Source organism: Sulfitobacter sp. (assembly GCF_036961165.1).
Taxonomy (GTDB): domain Bacteria; phylum Pseudomonadota; class Alphaproteobacteria; order Rhodobacterales; family Rhodobacteraceae; genus Sulfitobacter.
Map to the genome: position 1 here is coordinate 1 of NZ_JBALVJ010000015.1, position 15,859 is coordinate 15,859.

A 15,859-nucleotide genomic window follows, 5' to 3' on the forward strand; every position below is an offset into this window, starting at 1 on the left:
AGGGGGGTTCTAGGGTTTGTTCACCAAACCCGCAAGCGCTTTTTTCACAGAAATGCGACTTTTTTCAAAAAACCCGATTTTAATGTTTTTCAACGACTTAGGTAAAAATAATTGCGCGAACGGAACCTTCGGCGCAGGTTTATTGCGCGGACCCAAGGTAAGGTTGAAGGCTCTGGATTGCACCACCTTGAGTTATCCACAGGGTTACCCACAGGGTTACCCACAGATATGCCCATCTTCGGCCCGAAGCAGGGCGAATCCGACATGAAACGGGGAATCAAATAGCTAGGCTCGGGTTCTTTTGACGACTCGCAGTGCCAACAGGCCCAGAATCACTGCCATATAGAGGAGTGGCTCCAACTGGAGGCCCTTGACCAGCCAGATGTAATGGATGCCCCCCAACAGTACAGCCACATATGTCAGCTTATGTAACTGGCGCCACTTTGCGGCACCCAGCTTGCGCAGGGACAGGTTGTTGGATGTGATCGCCAACGGCAGCAATGTAACGAAGCCTGCCATACCGATGGTAATGTAGGGACGCTTCCAGATGTCCGCCCACATTTGCGCGCCCAGCAGGCTCATATCGAGGACAACCCATACGATCAGATGCAGGGTGACATATATAAAGGCCAACAGACCGATGGCGCGCCGGAACCGGAGTAGGTTCAGTCCGAAGTATTGGCGTAAGGGTGTGATGCACAGGCCGACGATCAATAGCTGCAAAGCGATCTCGCCAAGCTCATGCTCGAGCGGCTTGATCGGCTCACGTCCCAGCCCACCCGTTAACGCCAAATAGAGCAGCCAAGGCACGGGTAGCAGACATAGTATATAGAGTAGCCAAATCGGCACCCAGCGCAGGACCGTGTTAAGAGAGTTGATCACAGCAGTCATTCCACGTCCTCAGCCTGAAACCAGCACCCCGTTTTTGTACAAATACGGTCCGGAAGTTTTGAGAACTCCGCGGCTGGTAACAGACCTCATACTCTTTAAAAATTCGCGCGCATGTCCATGTCGGCATAAAGAGCCGCCACTTCTTCTTCATAGCCGTTCAGCATCAGGGTCGGGATACGCTTTGAGAACAGCCCGCCACCGATCACCCGCTCGCTCGCCTGGCTCCAACGGGGATGGTTCACCTGGGGGTTCACATTACTATAGAAACCATATTCGCGGGCGTTGGCCTTGTTCCAGCTTGTAGGGGGCTGGGTGTCTGTCAGGGTAATGCGCACAACAGACTTGATGGATTTGTACCCGTACTTCCATGGCACGACCAACCGCAGTGGCGCACCGTTCTGGTTGGGGATATCTTTGCCGTAGATTCCCGTAGCCATAATAGTTAGCGGGTGCATGGCCTCATCCAACCGCAGCCCCTCCACATAAGGCCAGTCAAGGACCGGGAAAGCGACGCCCGGCATCTCGTCCGGACGCAGCGCAGTTTCAAGGGCAACGTATTTGGCGCTGGACTGCATTCCCGCCATAGCCAGCAGATCGGCCAGTTCGAACCCGTTCCACGGAATAACCATTGACCACGCCTCAACGCAGCGGAAGCGATAGATGCGCTCCTCAATCGTCATGGCCTTTATGATGTCCTCAAAGGCGTACTCGCCCGGACGATCCACCAGTCCGTCAATCTGGACGGTCCACGGTTGCGTGGTCAGCGTTCCGGCGTAACGAGCCGGATCATCCTTGCCGGTGCCGAACTCGTAATAGTTATTGTATTGTGTGATGTCCTCATAGCTGTTCGGCGTCAGGTCTTCTCCTGCCGCGAACCCTGCCCCCGCACCAATCCCCGCGAGGCCAAGCCCTGCGGCCGCGCCGCCCATGAGCTGCCGACGATTCAGGAACGCGGCCTCATCCGTCACTTGATGATCTTTAAGCGTATTTTTCCAGCGCATGGCCATGGGGTCTCTCCTGAGTTGTTACATCAAAGGTAGCTGCCCCGCGCATGATGACCAAATCCTTTTGATCTACATTTCACTCTGCACACCCTAATGTCAGTGATCGTGTCAGATAGATTAGTTGAGGTGCTTCCACTCTCGCACCAACAGGCTTCGACTCCACTCCTCTATTCGACAGTCAAGAGAAGTGGATACCATGCCGCACTGAACCCTGTGAAACGCGCGCATTTCCGCTCACAAACCGGTTGTTCGGCAGCGTGTTGCTCAGGGTGTAGGGACTAGTGCGAACGCCCTCTGCGTCAAGAAGTTTAAATCCTCGTTTTAAGTGAACCAAAGCCTGTGGCCTACGTATCTCTTCTGATGCAACTACATGCATTGATCACCAATCAAGGAGACCACTATGTTCCGCACTACAGTACTTTCCCTGACCGCAGCTGCCGCTCTGGCAACATCCGCTTTTGCTGGCGGCCATGCAAAAGACATCGTCGATACAGCAGCCGCAGCCGGTGACTTTGGCACATTGCTTGCCGCAGCCGAAGCGGCTGGCCTGGTTGAGACGCTTAAAGGCGATGGCCCGTTCACTGTCTTCGCGCCAACAGACGCCGCATTTGCCGCGCTGCCCGAAGGCACACTCGAAGATCTGCTGAAACCAGAGAACAAAGAACAGCTTGCCGCGATCCTCACGTACCATGTGATTGCTGGCAAAGTTATGTCCACCGACCTGACCGATGACATGGAGGCGGCCACCGTGAATGGCGACACCGTGATGATCGATCTCGACAACGGGGTGATGGTGGACGAAGCAACTGTTACAGTGGCTGACATCGAAGCGACCAACGGCGTGATCCATGTCATCGACAAGGTGATCATGCCCGGCTCCTAATCCAGCCCACAAACTTGAGTGACTATGCCCGCCGACATCTCGACTGTCGGCGGGCATTTTTGTGTGCCCCGATCAACCACCGCGCCCCTGTCCAGCGCCGAATTACCCGCGAACTGCTGAGGTCCCCAATTCCAAGCCCGCGACAAAGCGAGCCGTCCCTTAAGACTGTATCGCGACCGCGAACACTCTTTTCACGCTAAAGGGGAGTTTGCCCTAAATATGCCGCATTTCAAACAATTTTCCGCCATCGGCCAAAAATGCTGTTAGCAATTTACCTCATCGGGCTGCCACCCGACTTGATCATATTCTTTATGTTGACCATCTGGGGGAATTTCCATGCCTACGACTTACACGGAATCAAGCGCTTTTGACGACATTTTCAACAACGGCCTGCCGGTATCTGTGGAACTGGGTGACGCCTTCGGAGGCAGTCTGAACTACGCCAGCACTGACGGTTCGGGCGGCGATGCCGAAGACACGACCGACACCATTCAAATCAATGTTGTTGAAGGCGTGACCTACACGTTCCAGTTTTCCGGCGAAGTCTTTGGCATCGATTCAAGCATATTCATATCAGCCGATGGCGTTAGCACCCCCGTGACTTCGGTCGGCCCCGATGGGTTTACCGGTGAAGTTACGTTTACAGCAACATTTACCGGCACGACTTCGCTCAGCATCACCTCAACCTCTGCTGAAGCCGTCTATGAAATCAGCCTTACCGGTGTCGTCTCGCCTTTCCCCACTGAAGGCGACGATAATCTTACCGGTAACATGACGTCCGATCGGATTAATCTGCTCGGTGGCGATGATACCTATTCAGCACTTGGCGGGTCGGACATTGTCACGGGCGGCACGGGCAATGACTTCATTGATGGCGTCTGTGGCAACGACCGGCTTTTCGGGGACGAGGGCAACGATACGCTGCTAGGCGGCAATGGCCGGGACATTATGTTCGGCGGAGCTGACGATGATCTGCTGGATGGGCAAAATCAAGAAGACGCTCTGAGCGGTGAATCGGGCAATGACACCCTGCTGGGCGACAAGGGCAACGACACCCTTGATGGCGGCACAGGTAAAGACACCCTAAACGGTGGCACGGACAACGATCTGCTGACTGGTGGTGCCGACGCTGACACCTTCCTGTTCCGCCGCGGCGACGGGCAGGACATTATAACAGACTTCACCCAAGGCAGTGACCTGATTGATCTGACCATGCTCAAAGTCTGGGACATTGGCCAATTGAGCATTCGGGAAGCTGGCACAGGTGTCCGCATCAACACAGGCGACGGCAACTATATTGAATTGACGAGCCTGACGGATGGCGCGCTGACCAACGCCGACTTCATCCTCGACACCGCTCCGGTCATCACTGTCTCCGAAGGCAGTGACACGATCACCGGCACCAGTGGCTATGACGTCTTGTTTGCGGCTGGCGGATCGGACCGGATCACTGGCGGCGCAGGGGCAGACACGCTCGATGGCGGAACAGGAAAGGATACGCTTCACGGAGGTGATGACAACGACCTGATCACCGGCGGATCCGGTGCGGACCACCTCAGAGGGGACAGCGGCAACGATACGATTTACGGCGAGGCTGATAACGACAAGCTGGAAGGAAATGACGGCGACGACTATCTGGACGGCGGTAACGCGAATGACCGTCTCTATGGCGGCAGCGGTCAGGACACGCTGATTGGCGAGAACGGCAATGACCAGCTCTGGGGCGGAGATGGGGCAGACACATTGAACGGCGGCGCCGGAAAAGACAAACTACTGGGTGATGATGGCGCCGACGTGCTGATCGGTGGTTGGGGCGACGACATCCTTACAGGCGGTGCAGACGCTGACAGCTTTGTCTTTGATAATGATCGCACCCGCGCCGATATCATCACCGATTTCGAAGACGGCATCGATACCATCCGCATCGCCGGTTACGGCTATACCGACGTATTGGATCTGGCGATGGCCCAACTTGGTTCTGATGTTGTCATCACCCTCAGCCTGCGTGACAGCATTACGATCGAGAACACACTTTTGTCCGCCTTGGACAATTCGGACTTTGATCTGTTGATCTAATTCTACGCTCGTAAGAGAATATGTGAAGGGCACCGCTGCAGGTGCCCTTCTCTGCCAAACACTTCAGCTGCAAAATCGCTACGCCGGCGCTCATTAGGCGCGCCTGAGAGGCTCTCGTATAGGGACGCGCCAAGGCAGCGAATCCACCTGCCCCTTACAACGTCATGTCTTAATCATGACCGGCAGTGGAGAAAATCGAAGCAAACTCCACCAACCTACTGAAAATAAAACTTAAATCAGACATATTTCCGCCAAATGACCTAAGTAGACCCGCGACCGTGATCGGCGCTTGCCTCAAGCATTTCTAAGAAACTTTTTGAGGCAAACGATATGGCTATTCTTAACGAAGGCATCGACGCGACGCACAGCGCAGGTATGGGCAGCTATCGCGTCCTTGTGGGCGATACATTTAACGGTACGCTTGGGGGGACCGATGCTGTTGATGGCGTCAACCTCGAAGGGCTGACCATCGGCGAGACCTATACAGTCAGCTTTACTGTTGATGACCTTGCAGGGTTCACCAGCCTGTATCTGATGGACCAGTTCATCTACGTCGCTGCAAACTTCAATATCAACAACGGCGTTATCTCCGGCGGGGCTCAGGATTTCGGCTCGGCCATCACGTCGGAGCTTCGGATTGATGGCAACACCGTATCTTTCGAATTCACCGCCGTTACCCGCGCGAGCTTTTCGCAGCGCATGGAAGGCGATGGCTCATCCGAAGCTTACGAACTGACCTTGACAGAATATGTCGCCCCTCCGGCAATTACCGAAGGCGCAGATGCCTATATCGGGACCACAGGTGATGACAATGTCTCTCTGTTGGGCGGGGATGATACGTTTGACGGCGGCGCAGGCAATGACACCGTCAACGGTGACGCAGGCAATGACACCCTGACAGGTGGAGCGGACAACGATGTCTTCGTGATCGGCGCAGCCAGCGGCGCAGATGTCATCACCGACTTCACCCTCGGCGAGGACAAGATCGATATCCAAGCTCTTGGCATTAACGCAATCGAAGACCTGACGGTTACAGATGTAGAAGGAAACGCCGCTATTGATCTGGGTAACGGCAACCAGATCACGCTCAAAGGCCGCGCGGCAGCCGAATTGGACAACGACGATTTCATTCTCGTGGACAATGTCTTTAACGGAGATGTGGTCAACGACAAGACAAACGGCAAATCCGGTGTCGATTTCATGTATGGCAACGACGGCGATGATCAGTTGGACGGCAAAGCAGGCGATGACCACCTTGAAGGCGGTTTAGGCCGAGACAAGCTGACAGACGGCGAAGGTGACGATGTTGCATTGGGCGGCGACGGCAACGACCTGCTCGAAGGCGATGTCGGTAATGACGTGCTGGACGGCGGCCGGAACAATGACCGTATCTATGGCGGTACGGGCGACGATACGCTGACCGGCGATCATGGCAATGACCTGCTCAATGGCGGTGACGGGAACGACATCCTGAACGGTGGCATCGGCAAAGACCTGATGACTGGCGGCGTCGGTGCCGATACCTTCATCTTCGAGATCGACTCGCACCGCGCCACGATCACGGATTTCGAAGACGGCGCCGATCTGCTCGACTTCTCCGGATTCGTCGGTGTCAACAGCGCTGCCGATCTGTTCATCGCCCAGAACGGCACAGACACCGTCATCACGGCAGGCGGGCCAGCATCGGTCACCTTGCTAGACACAGACGCAACGCTGATCAGCGACGCTGACTTCGTATTCTAAAACCGCTTCATTCAAAATGAAAAGGCCCGCATCACTGCGGGCCTTTTTGCATTAGTGGACGGTCGCATCATCCGGCTTGGGCCGGTTGCTGGGTGCGATCCGATCACCGATAATCAAACCGTCCGCACCGGCTGTCACTGGGATCAAATCCCCATCATTCACATCACCTGCGAGCAACATCTCTGCCAGCGGGTTCTGCAACGAGGACTGGATTACCCGTTTCAGCGGGCGCGCGCCGAAGACAGGGTCATACCCCTCGTCCGCAAGCCACTTGCGCGCTGCATCGTCAAGCTGAAGCTCAATCTTGCGGGCTGCAAGCCGCTTGAGAAGGCGTGCCATCTGGATCGTTACGATGCCATCCATATCCTTGCGGTTGAGGCGGTCAAATATAATCGTCTCGTCCAGACGGTTCAGGAATTCGGGGCGGAAATGTCCACGCACCGCTTCCATAACGTCTTTCTTGGCTTCAACCATGTCACTGCCTTCGGGCGCCATGCTGAGTGATTGCGCACCAAGGTTCGACGTCAGGATGATCAGTGTCTGTTTGAAGTCCACCGTCCGGCCTTGACCATCGGTCAGCACACCATCATCGAGCACCTGCAGCAACACGTTGAACACGTCCGGATGCGCCTTTTCGACCTCGTCGAATAGCACCACCTGATAGGGGCGACGGCGAACAGCCTCGGTCAGCACACCACCTTCATCATACCCGACATAACCCGGAGGGGCACCGATCAGGCGGGACACAGCATGTTTCTCCATGAACTCGGACATGTCGATCCGCACCATCGCGCTATCGTCATCGAACATGAACTCAGCCACGGCCTTGGTCAGCTCAGTCTTACCAACACCAGTTGGCCCAAGAAACAGGAAGCTGCCCAGCGGACGGTCTTCGTCGTTCAGACCCGCGCGCGAACGGCGCACTGCATTGGCAACCGCCTTTACGGCAGCATCCTGGCCAATGACGCGACCGTGCAGCTGATCTTCCATCTGCAGCAGCTTTTCGCGCTCACCTTCCAACATCTTACCTGCGGGAATGCCGGTCCAGCGCTCAACCACGCTTGCGATCTGGTCAGGGCGCACAGCCTCTTCCACCATCATGCCTTCTTCGCGGCTTTCGGCTTCAACCAGTTCACGCTCCAACTCCGGGATCACGCCATAGGAAAGCTCACCCGCTTTTGCGAGGTTACCATCACGCTTGGCGATATCCAGCTCGGCACGCGCACGGTCCAGCTTTTCCTTGATGTCGCGGGCACCAGCCAGTTTGTCACGCTCTGCCTGCCAAGCGGCCGTCATTGCATCGCTGCGTTCTTTCAGCGCTGCCAGATCTTTCTGAAGCGTTTCCAGACGGTCCTTGCTAGCTTGATCGTCCTCGGCCTTCAGCGCTTCTTCCTCAATCTGTAACTGCAAGATCTGGCGATCCAGTGCGTCCAGCTCTTCTGGCTTGCTATCCACTTCCATGCGCAGACGGCTTGCCGCTTCGTCCATCAAGTCGATAGCCTTGTCGGGCAGGAAACGATCAGTGATATAGCGGTGGCTCAGCGTCGCCGCCGCGACCAGCGCGCTATCCGCAATCCGCACACCGTGGTGCAGTTCGTACTTTTCTTTAATACCGCGCAGAATACTGATGGTGTCTTCAACTGTGGGCTCCAGCACCATCACAGGCTGGAAGCGCCGCGCAAGGGCTGCGTCTTTCTCGACGTACTTGCGGTATTCGTCCAGCGTCGTTGCACCGATACAGTGCAGCTCACCGCGTGCCAGTGCAGGTTTGATCAGGTTAGCCGCGTCCATTGCGCCGTCGCCTGCACCCGCACCCACCAGCGTATGCATCTCATCGATGAACAAGATCACCTGGCCCGCGGCCTCTGTCACCTCGGTCAGAACCGCCTTCAGGCGTTCCTCAAATTCACCGCGATATTTTGCACCGGCGATCAGCGCACCCATATCCAGCGCCAACAGCTTTTTGTTGCGCAGGCTTTCGGGCACATCACCGTTGATGATGCGCAGGGCAAGGCCCTCGGCAATCGCGGTTTTACCCACGCCCGGTTCCCCGATCAGGACCGGGTTATTCTTGGTCCGGCGGCTGAGCACCTGCATCGTGCGGCGGATTTCCTCGTCACGACCAATGATCGGGTCAATCTTGCCCTCTTCGGCGCGTGCGGTCAGATCCTGGGCATATTTCTTCAGCGCGTCATAACCGTCTTCGGCGCTGGCGCTGTCAGCCGTGCGCCCCTTGCGCAGATCATTGATCGCGGTGTTCAGGCCTTGAGCCGAAACCTTACCGGCTTCCAACGCTGTCTTGGCTTCGGATTTCACCATACACAGCGCCATCAAAACACGCTCGACCGGAACAAAGCTGTCGCCCGCCTTCCTTGCCAGCGCTTCGGCCTCTGCCAAAACGCGATTCGTTGCGCCATCCAGATAGGTTTGGGCCGCATCACCGCTGACCTTGGGCATCTTGCCCAACGCAATATCCACGGCTTGTTTGACCGCAGCAGCGTCCCCGCCAGACGCGTTGATGAGGTTGCTTGCGAGCCCCTCTTCGTCGTCCATAAGTGCTTTTAGCAAATGCTCGGGGGCCAACCGCTGGTGGCTTTCCCGCGTTGCAATTGTCTGGGCAGCCTGCACGAACCCGCGCGACCGCTCCGTGAACTTATTCAAGTCCATGGCATTCTCCTTTTAAAAGCGCCCACTTGGAGATGCACCCGCTTGGCGGCATACATCTGGTGTGGACCTCACATTACTCATTTGGGATGCAGACCTTCTTTGATCAAGATCATCCACCCTGCATTTTTCAGGCACGAAGCGTACCTTCCTCACCGCTCTGACACAAAACATAGCCATATATCACGAAGATCGGCGGAAAATGACCGATGCTAACCACCTGGAATTAATGCGGATTCGTTTGATTCGGAATTTTTCTGAAAAGAGGGGGAAACTTTTTTCAATCTGAACAGTTTAATTTTCATCGGAAGTGTCCAAATAAGCACAGAAGCTCCGAACATACGGTAGCAGAAGAGGTTGAGAAAATGGAACAGACCAAAGTACAGATCACCGATGTGGTTTATAACGCTGGCACTCAGTGCTTTGAGGCATTGGTGACTGTGATGTCCGACACCGAAACCGCGAAATATCCCTGCGCCATTGAGGCGCCTATTACCATGAGTTTTGAACAAGCGTCCCGTGGCTTGGAAAAGCAGGCCCTGCGCCGCCACAAGACAGGCAAGGGTATGTATTCCCAGATGCGCCGCCATGTCGCCAGCACACGCGCCGGTCGCCAGCGCTTTGATCCACGTGTGTGGCTCGCCCAGCTCGGCTTCGGACCTATGAACCACGCGGCCTGAGCGCCACCACCCACCCTATTTGCGGAGGCGTAGGGCGTATGTGTTGATTGTCCCCAACGCACATTGCGGCCACGCAAAGCCAGAGACGTTAGCCTGCCTGCACTGTCTCTGACACTGTGACCCGGTCTGCCCTCCCTCGGCGACCGGGTCTTTTTTCATATACACCGTGCGCACCATCGCCTATGCCCCAAGACGTTTGTCACACCCCTGCCTGATGGAGCTTGCCCGATGACCAATTCCCCTGCCGATGACCGCCTGATTGTTGCCCTTGATGTTCCCAATGCCGTTGCCGGCCTCGAACTTGCGGCCAAGCTTGGAGATTTGGTGAGCTTTTACAAGATTGGGTTGGGTATGCTGACTGGTGGCGGGCTGGCCTTGGCTAATGAGCTAAAGCAAGAGCAGGGCAAGCGCATCTTTCTCGATATGAAGCTGTTCGACATCGGCGCTACAGTCGAAGCTGCTGTACGTGGGCTCGCGCAATTCGATCTCGATTTCCTGACTGTTCACGGCGATCCGCACGTCGTGCGCGCCGCCAAAGAAGGCGCAGCCGGTAGCAACCTGAAAATCCTCGGCGTGACGATCCTGACCTCGCTGGACCGTGCGGACCTTGACGCAGGCTTGATCCGCGCCGGCGATCTGCCCGAACTGGTGGTCGCGCGCGCCATCAATGCGTTTGAGGCAGGGGCCGACGGCGTCATTGCCTCGCCGCAAGAGGCCGCAATGATCCGCGCGCTACCAGAGGCAGTCGGCAAGCTCATCGTGACCCCCGGCGTCCGCCCTATCGGAGCCGATCTGGGAGATCAAAAACGCGTCGCGACCCCTGCCGAAGCGATCCGCAACGGGGCAAACCACGTGGTCATTGGTCGTCCAATCCACCGTGCCGCCGACCCCGCCGAGGCCGCTCGGGCGGTTCTCGCCGAGATGGCAGGTGTCACAGCGTCAACCTGAACGTGTGCTAAATCGAACACAGGGTTTCATTTGACGCAGCGTCGACATTTGCCCAACTAGGTGAAGCAAGCTTTTCATGATATGCGTTGGATGGTGATACTCCCCGACGAACTCGATCTTCCTGATGTTCGTCACCTTCCCCCCGCTATTATAAGCGGGGGGGTTTTTCGGATAAAATTATTTAATTTCAAGGGTCGCGGCGCGTGTCGCGACCCACATGGCAAGCCGCTCCTGAAACGACGGGACTGCTTTGGGATGTGCGATAAATGCGTCTTCACGCATCATGCGCCACTGCTGGCCCTCATCTCCAAATATCACATCTGACCGGGCCGACTGCGGCAAATGCCCCACAAAAAACCATTTGACCAAAGGTCCTTCGGCAAAGGAACGCCCCCAACAGACTGCTTGCTCCGGAACGTGCAGCCCCAATTCCTCGCGGCATTCACGCAAAGCGCACTCCATGGGCGTCTCTGCACCCTCGCGACCACCACCGGGCAAATCCCAATGATCCGCATAGATCAGGCCAGGCGCCGCATCGCGCAAGATCACCGCCAATTCATCCCCAAGATAAAGCGCTAGTTTGGCCCCCGCAAACGTCGCCCCCGTATATGGCTCTATGTCGAATTGCATGGCTCTCTCCGGTTGGGAGGTTTATAGTTAATCATCCCTTGATAGATCACAATCCCCGCCATGCCAGCCCTATGCCGCGATTGCCTGACCCAATTTGACGATGCCCGCCGGTGTCCGTCCTGCGCCAGTCCGCGGGTGACGCGGCACCCTGAACTGTGGGATTTGAGCGTTGCGCATATGGATTGCGATGCTTTCTACGCGTCCGTTGAAAAGCGCGATGATCCGTCGCTTGAAGGTAAACCTGTCATCATCGGTGGCGGACAGCGCGGCGTTGTCTCGACGGCCTGCTACGTCGCACGCATCCGCGGTGTTCGGTCCGCCATGCCAATGTTTCAGGCGCTCAAACTGTGCCCCGATGCTGTGGTGATCCGTCCGCGCATGGAGGAATATGTCAAGGCCTCCCACGCGATCCGCGCCATGATGGTGGAACTCACCCCAGCAATCGAACCGTTGTCGCTGGATGAGGCGTTTCTGGATATGAGCGGCACCGCCCGTCTGCACGGCGCACCGCCTGCTGTGATGCTCGCCCACCTCGTGCGCCGCATGAAAACCGAACTAGGCCTCACCGGCTCGATCGGGTTGAGCCATAACAAGTTTCTGGCCAAAGTCGCATCCGATCTCGACAAACCGCACGGCTTCTCCGTGATTGGCAAGGCCGAGACCCAAGAGTTTCTACGCGATAAACCTGTGCGCATGATCTGGGGGGTAGGGGCAGCAGCGCAGGCATCGCTAGACAAGGCCGGCATCCGCACGTTCACCGACCTGTTGCGCTGGGAGCAGGCCGATCTGGTTGCGCGTTTCGGCGGCATGGGAGAACGTTTGTACCATCTGGCACGCGGGCAGGATAGGCGCCGCATCTCATCCCATGCCCCGATGAAATCCATCTCCAATGAGACGACGTTCAACGTAGACACCTCTGACGCGGATTTGTTGGACGGGCACATCTGGCGGATGGCCGAGAAGGTAGCATGCCGCGCCAAGGCGAAGAATTTGGCCGGCCGAGTGGTGACGCTCAAGCTCAAGCGCGCGGATCATACGCTGCTGTCACGGCGCGTGGCCCTCAGTGATCCCACCCAGCTTGCCGACCGGATTTACCGCACCGCACGCGGGCTATTTGATCAAGTGAAAGAAAATGGCCCATACAGGTTGCTAGGATGCGGACTATCCGACCTGAGCGATGCAGCGGGCGCTGATAAACTAGAGGATCTGCTTGATCCTGACGCGGGCCGTCGATCAAAGGCCGAGCGCGCAGCAGACGCGATCCGCGACCGTTTTGGCGCGCGCGCGATCGTTAAGGGCCGCACACTGCGCTAGCGTATTACTCTGCTGCCAGCGGAATGCGGCCTTCCCCTATGGCTGCGACCTGCCGAATCACACCGCGCAAAGCAGCCTGAACCGACTCAAAATCGCCATTGGGACGGATCAACTGCTCATTCATGTACAAAGACCGGTCAATTTCGACCTGAACAGCGTGTTGCCCCTTGGCGGGTCGCCCGTAAGCCTGCGTAATGTAAGCGCCCGCAAATGGCGCGTTGCGAGTCAGGACAAAGCCCGCCTCGGAAAAGGCAGCCTCGATCCGATCCACCACATCGCCGCTTGCGGCCGCGCCAAAGCGGTCGCCCAGCACAACGTCAGGTCGGCGCATTCCTGAACGCGCCACTCCGTCCATCGCTTCATGCGGCATAGAGTGGCAATCAATCAGAACCGTCTGCCCATGGCGCGTGTGAGCTGTGTCTAGCAGTGCCTGCAGGCGATTGTGATAGGGTTCCCAATAGCATTGAATCCGCTCTTGCGCCTCTTCCATAGTCATTTTGCCGCGATAAATGGCGCGCCCGTTGGCCACCACACGCGGAATGACCCCCAAACCGGATGATACACGCGGATTGTGCCCGACACGCCGCACCCCTTCGATCAATGCGGGATCAAGCTCGTCCCGTGCGCGGTTGAGGTCCACGTAGGCCCGTGGCGCCCCAGCCTTAATAAAGGCCGCGCCGTATTCCGGCGCACATTCAAACAGCGTATCTACGAAGGCATCTTCGGAGGAGCGGATCGCATGTTCGTTCAAAACCGTCTTGCGCAGGAACGACCAGCTATAGTCCCGACCCGAGTGAGGTGAGGCAAATACAACACATGACGTGGGCCTGGCAGGCAGCAAAACATCAAAAGCAGAAGCGGGCATATGCGTATCCTTTCAAATAAAAGACATAGCGCAGATTATAACAAAGCCAAAAGCCCTTGATCACAGTTGCGACTCCTTTTATAGCACGCGGACGGCGCGGTGTATTCGCGCCCCAATTTCGTTTGGGGCTAGGGAATCGCGTTCATATAGTGGGTGATTAGCTCAGCGGTAGAGCACTTCGTTGACATCGAAGGGGTCACTGGTTCGATCCCAGTATCGCCCACCATGTATTCACTGGCATGTTCGCCTCGCGAACGTGCTGCCCGTAACCCGGCGCTGGCCCGCGCCACATAACTGGAAGGATGGAACTGATGAAAGTTCGAAATTCGCTCCGCTCGCTTAAAAACCGGCACCGCGACTGCCGTGTTGTGCGTCGCAAAGGCCGCGTTTACGTGATCAATAAAACCCAGAAGCGCTTTAAAGCCCGTCAGGGTTGAACCGCCTCTTCTTGGTGACTTAAAAAGGCTGCTCCCGCCGGAGCGGCCTTTTTGTTGTTTGCTCAACAGACAACAGTGCGCAGTTTGAACCTACGCCCTACAAAGGGCATCAGTCCTCCAGACGCATGATCCCCGTTACATCCGATCAACGTCGCCCCCCCAGCCGTACCGCATTGACTGATATCCCAAGCGATTCTCTGACAGATCAACTCTGGCTCAACGCGCAACCCTGCCATTTCCCCTGAACCACGGTCAGTCAGATCAATCTTATGACCTGCTTTGGTGCCGAACCCGTGCACCTCAAAGGTAAGCGCCTCAGGCAATTCAATGACCTTTGTCTCACCTTGTCGGCCGAACATCGCGTCTTCCCCCTGCCATCGCACTCCGGCTGCGAACCGCACGCGGTAGGTTCCAGGTGGGACTAGAACCTTAAAGAACCGCCCCCCAACGATAAACGCAGCGAAAGCGTCCGTTCCAGTTTCTGCGCGGGACAGCAACAGGACATAGTTTTCACCAACGTTGGTTTTGACGAGCAGTGGAAACACGCCCGGTAAACCGGTCTTGTTCCACATCAAGCCATGCCGGGGTTGGGTCGTGTTTTCTGGACCCGCTTGAGCAATCAGTGTCGCAGGCAACACCAGCGCAAACAGCAGTAAAGCTATTCTGAACCATCCAACCATTGTTTGCGCCATGATCTCTCCTAAGTGAAGTAGCAGACGCATGAAGCCTACCACAGCTGACATCTGGCACCAGCCACAGCTGATCAAGCAATCCGCACTGGTACTTGCCTCTGCTGCTGCGCAATATGCCGGCAACAGTCAGAATATTGAAAAGGATAGAACTATGGCCGAATACACCCCACCAAAAGTCTGGACATGGGATAGCGAAAGCGGCGGGAAGTTCGCTTCTATCAACCGCCCCATCGCAGGAGCCACCCACGACAAGACCCTTGAGATCGGCAAGCACCCGCTGCAGCTTTATTCGCTGGCAACGCCAAATGGCGTCAAAGTCACCATCCTGCTCGAAGAGTTGCTGGCCGCCGGCCATACGGGCGCCGAGTATGACGCTTGGTTGATCAATATCGGTGAGGGCCAGCAGTTTGGCTCCGACTTTGTGGACATCAACCCGAACTCAAAGATTCCTGCGCTGATGGACCGCTCCGGTGACACCCCGCAGCGCGTGTTCGAAAGCGGTGCGATTCTGCTATACCTTGCGGAAAAATTTGGCGCGTTCGTGCCCAAAGACCCCGCCCAGCGGACCGAGATGATGAGCTGGCTGTTCTGGCAGATGGGCTCTGCGCCGTATCTCGGTGGCGGCTTTGGCCACTTCTACGCCTACGCCCCTGAGAAATTCGAGTACCCGATCAACCGCTTCTCGATGGAAACCAAGCGTCAGCTCGACGTGATGGACCGGCATCTAGCAGAGAACAAATGGTTTGCCGGAGACTATTCCATCGCAGATATTGCGATTTGGGCGTGGTATGGTCAGCTGGTTCTTGGCCGCCTCTATTCCGCGGCTGAGTTCCTTGATGTGACCAGCTACAAAAACGTGCTCCGCTGGGCCGAAGCGATTGACAAACGTCCTGCTGTTACGCGGGGCCGCATGGTCAATCGCGCGTTTGGGGACGATCTGTCCATGCAGCTGCATGAGCGTCACGATGCCAGCGATTTCGAGACAAAGACCCAAGACAAAGTCGCAAAAGACTAACTGACATCCTCGCGCGC

The 15,859-nt window shown here is 56.6% G+C and carries 14 protein-coding genes and 1 tRNA gene; 9 read left to right on the forward strand and 6 right to left on the reverse strand.

Annotation, left to right across the window (positions count from 1 at the left end; translation table 11 throughout):
* Nucleotides 1-285: 285 nt before the first annotated feature.
* Both msrQ and msrP read right to left on the reverse strand, forming a co-directional pair.
* Complete coding sequence (msrQ, locus tag V7730_RS09070; RefSeq protein WP_335747278.1) at nt 286-891, reverse strand: protein-methionine-sulfoxide reductase heme-binding subunit MsrQ; 606 nt, start codon at nt 889-891, stop codon at nt 286-288.
* 95 nt (nt 892-986) lie between these two features.
* The gene (gene msrP / locus V7730_RS09075) at nt 987-1,898 is read right to left on the reverse strand and encodes a protein-methionine-sulfoxide reductase catalytic subunit MsrP (RefSeq protein WP_335747279.1); all 912 of its coding nucleotides are present in this window, start codon (nt 1,896-1,898) and stop codon (nt 987-989) included.
* A gap of 397 nt (nt 1,899-2,295) precedes the next feature.
* On the opposite strand from msrP, the gene V7730_RS09080 reads away from it, so the two are divergent.
* The 3 genes from V7730_RS09080 (at nt 2,296) to V7730_RS09090 (ending at nt 6,597) form a co-directional block, all read left to right on the forward strand.
* Nucleotides 2,296-2,778: a fasciclin domain-containing protein gene (locus V7730_RS09080; protein WP_335747280.1), complete on the forward strand. Its 483-nt coding sequence runs from the start codon at nt 2,296-2,298 to the stop codon at nt 2,776-2,778.
* A gap of 336 nt (nt 2,779-3,114) precedes the next feature.
* The gene (locus V7730_RS09085; RefSeq protein WP_335747281.1) at nt 3,115-4,854 is read left to right on the forward strand and encodes a calcium-binding protein; all 1,740 of its coding nucleotides are present in this window, start codon (nt 3,115-3,117) and stop codon (nt 4,852-4,854) included.
* A gap of 330 nt (nt 4,855-5,184) precedes the next feature.
* A complete protein-coding gene (locus V7730_RS09090; RefSeq protein WP_335747282.1) occupies nt 5,185-6,597 on the forward strand; it encodes a calcium-binding protein in 1,413 nt (470 codons plus the stop codon).
* 51 nt (nt 6,598-6,648) lie between these two features.
* Here V7730_RS09090 and clpB read toward each other — a convergent pair whose 3' ends face one another.
* The gene (clpB, locus tag V7730_RS09095) at nt 6,649-9,264 is read right to left on the reverse strand and encodes an ATP-dependent chaperone ClpB (protein ID WP_335747283.1); all 2,616 of its coding nucleotides are present in this window, start codon (nt 9,262-9,264) and stop codon (nt 6,649-6,651) included.
* A 362-nt stretch (nt 9,265-9,626) separates the two neighbouring features.
* Here clpB and V7730_RS09100 point away from each other — a divergent pair, with 362 nt between their 5' ends.
* Together V7730_RS09100 and pyrF are read left to right on the forward strand one after the other, a co-directional pair.
* Nucleotides 9,627-9,941 (forward strand): orotidine 5-phosphate decarboxylase, encoded by a 315-nt coding sequence (locus tag V7730_RS09100; RefSeq protein WP_335747284.1) that lies wholly within the window; start codon nt 9,627-9,629, stop codon nt 9,939-9,941.
* Between the two features lie 228 nt (nt 9,942-10,169).
* Nucleotides 10,170-10,889, forward strand: coding sequence for an orotidine-5'-phosphate decarboxylase (gene pyrF, locus V7730_RS09105; RefSeq protein ID WP_335747285.1), 720 nt, complete (start codon nt 10,170-10,172; stop codon nt 10,887-10,889).
* A 177-nt stretch (nt 10,890-11,066) separates the two neighbouring features.
* Here pyrF and V7730_RS09110 read toward each other — a convergent pair whose 3' ends face one another.
* The gene (locus tag V7730_RS09110) at nt 11,067-11,519 is read right to left on the reverse strand and encodes an NUDIX hydrolase (protein WP_335747286.1); all 453 of its coding nucleotides are present in this window, start codon (nt 11,517-11,519) and stop codon (nt 11,067-11,069) included.
* 60 nt (nt 11,520-11,579) lie between these two features.
* Between V7730_RS09110 and V7730_RS09115 the strand changes: the two genes are divergently transcribed.
* Nucleotides 11,580-12,833 carry a DNA polymerase IV gene (locus V7730_RS09115; protein WP_335747287.1) on the forward strand — a complete coding sequence of 418 codons (1,254 nt, stop codon included), beginning with the start codon at nt 11,580-11,582 and terminating at the stop codon, nt 12,831-12,833.
* A 4-nt stretch (nt 12,834-12,837) separates the two neighbouring features.
* Here the strand turns inward: V7730_RS09115 and V7730_RS09120 are convergent, their stop codons facing one another.
* Nucleotides 12,838-13,698 carry an N-formylglutamate amidohydrolase gene (locus tag V7730_RS09120; RefSeq protein WP_335747288.1) on the reverse strand — a complete coding sequence of 287 codons (861 nt, stop codon included), beginning with the start codon at nt 13,696-13,698 and terminating at the stop codon, nt 12,838-12,840.
* 151 nt (nt 13,699-13,849) lie between these two features.
* Here V7730_RS09120 and V7730_RS09125 point away from each other — a divergent pair.
* Both V7730_RS09125 and ykgO read left to right on the forward strand, forming a co-directional pair.
* A tRNA-Val gene (locus V7730_RS09125) sits at nt 13,850-13,924 on the forward strand.
* Nucleotides 13,925-14,009: 85 nt separating this feature from the next.
* Nucleotides 14,010-14,135 carry a type B 50S ribosomal protein L36 gene (gene ykgO, locus V7730_RS09130; protein WP_025058716.1) on the forward strand — a complete coding sequence of 42 codons (126 nt, stop codon included), beginning with the start codon at nt 14,010-14,012 and terminating at the stop codon, nt 14,133-14,135.
* 62 nt (nt 14,136-14,197) lie between these two features.
* Here ykgO and V7730_RS09135 read toward each other — a convergent pair whose 3' ends face one another.
* Nucleotides 14,198-14,827, reverse strand: coding sequence for a hypothetical protein (locus V7730_RS09135; protein ID WP_335747289.1), 630 nt, complete (start codon nt 14,825-14,827; stop codon nt 14,198-14,200).
* A gap of 151 nt (nt 14,828-14,978) precedes the next feature.
* Between V7730_RS09135 and yghU the strand changes: the two genes are divergently transcribed.
* Nucleotides 14,979-15,842, forward strand: a complete 864-nt coding sequence (gene yghU, locus V7730_RS09140) for a glutathione-dependent disulfide-bond oxidoreductase (RefSeq protein WP_335747338.1) — start codon at nt 14,979-14,981, stop codon at nt 15,840-15,842.
* The last annotated feature ends 17 nt before the right edge of the window (nt 15,843-15,859 follow it).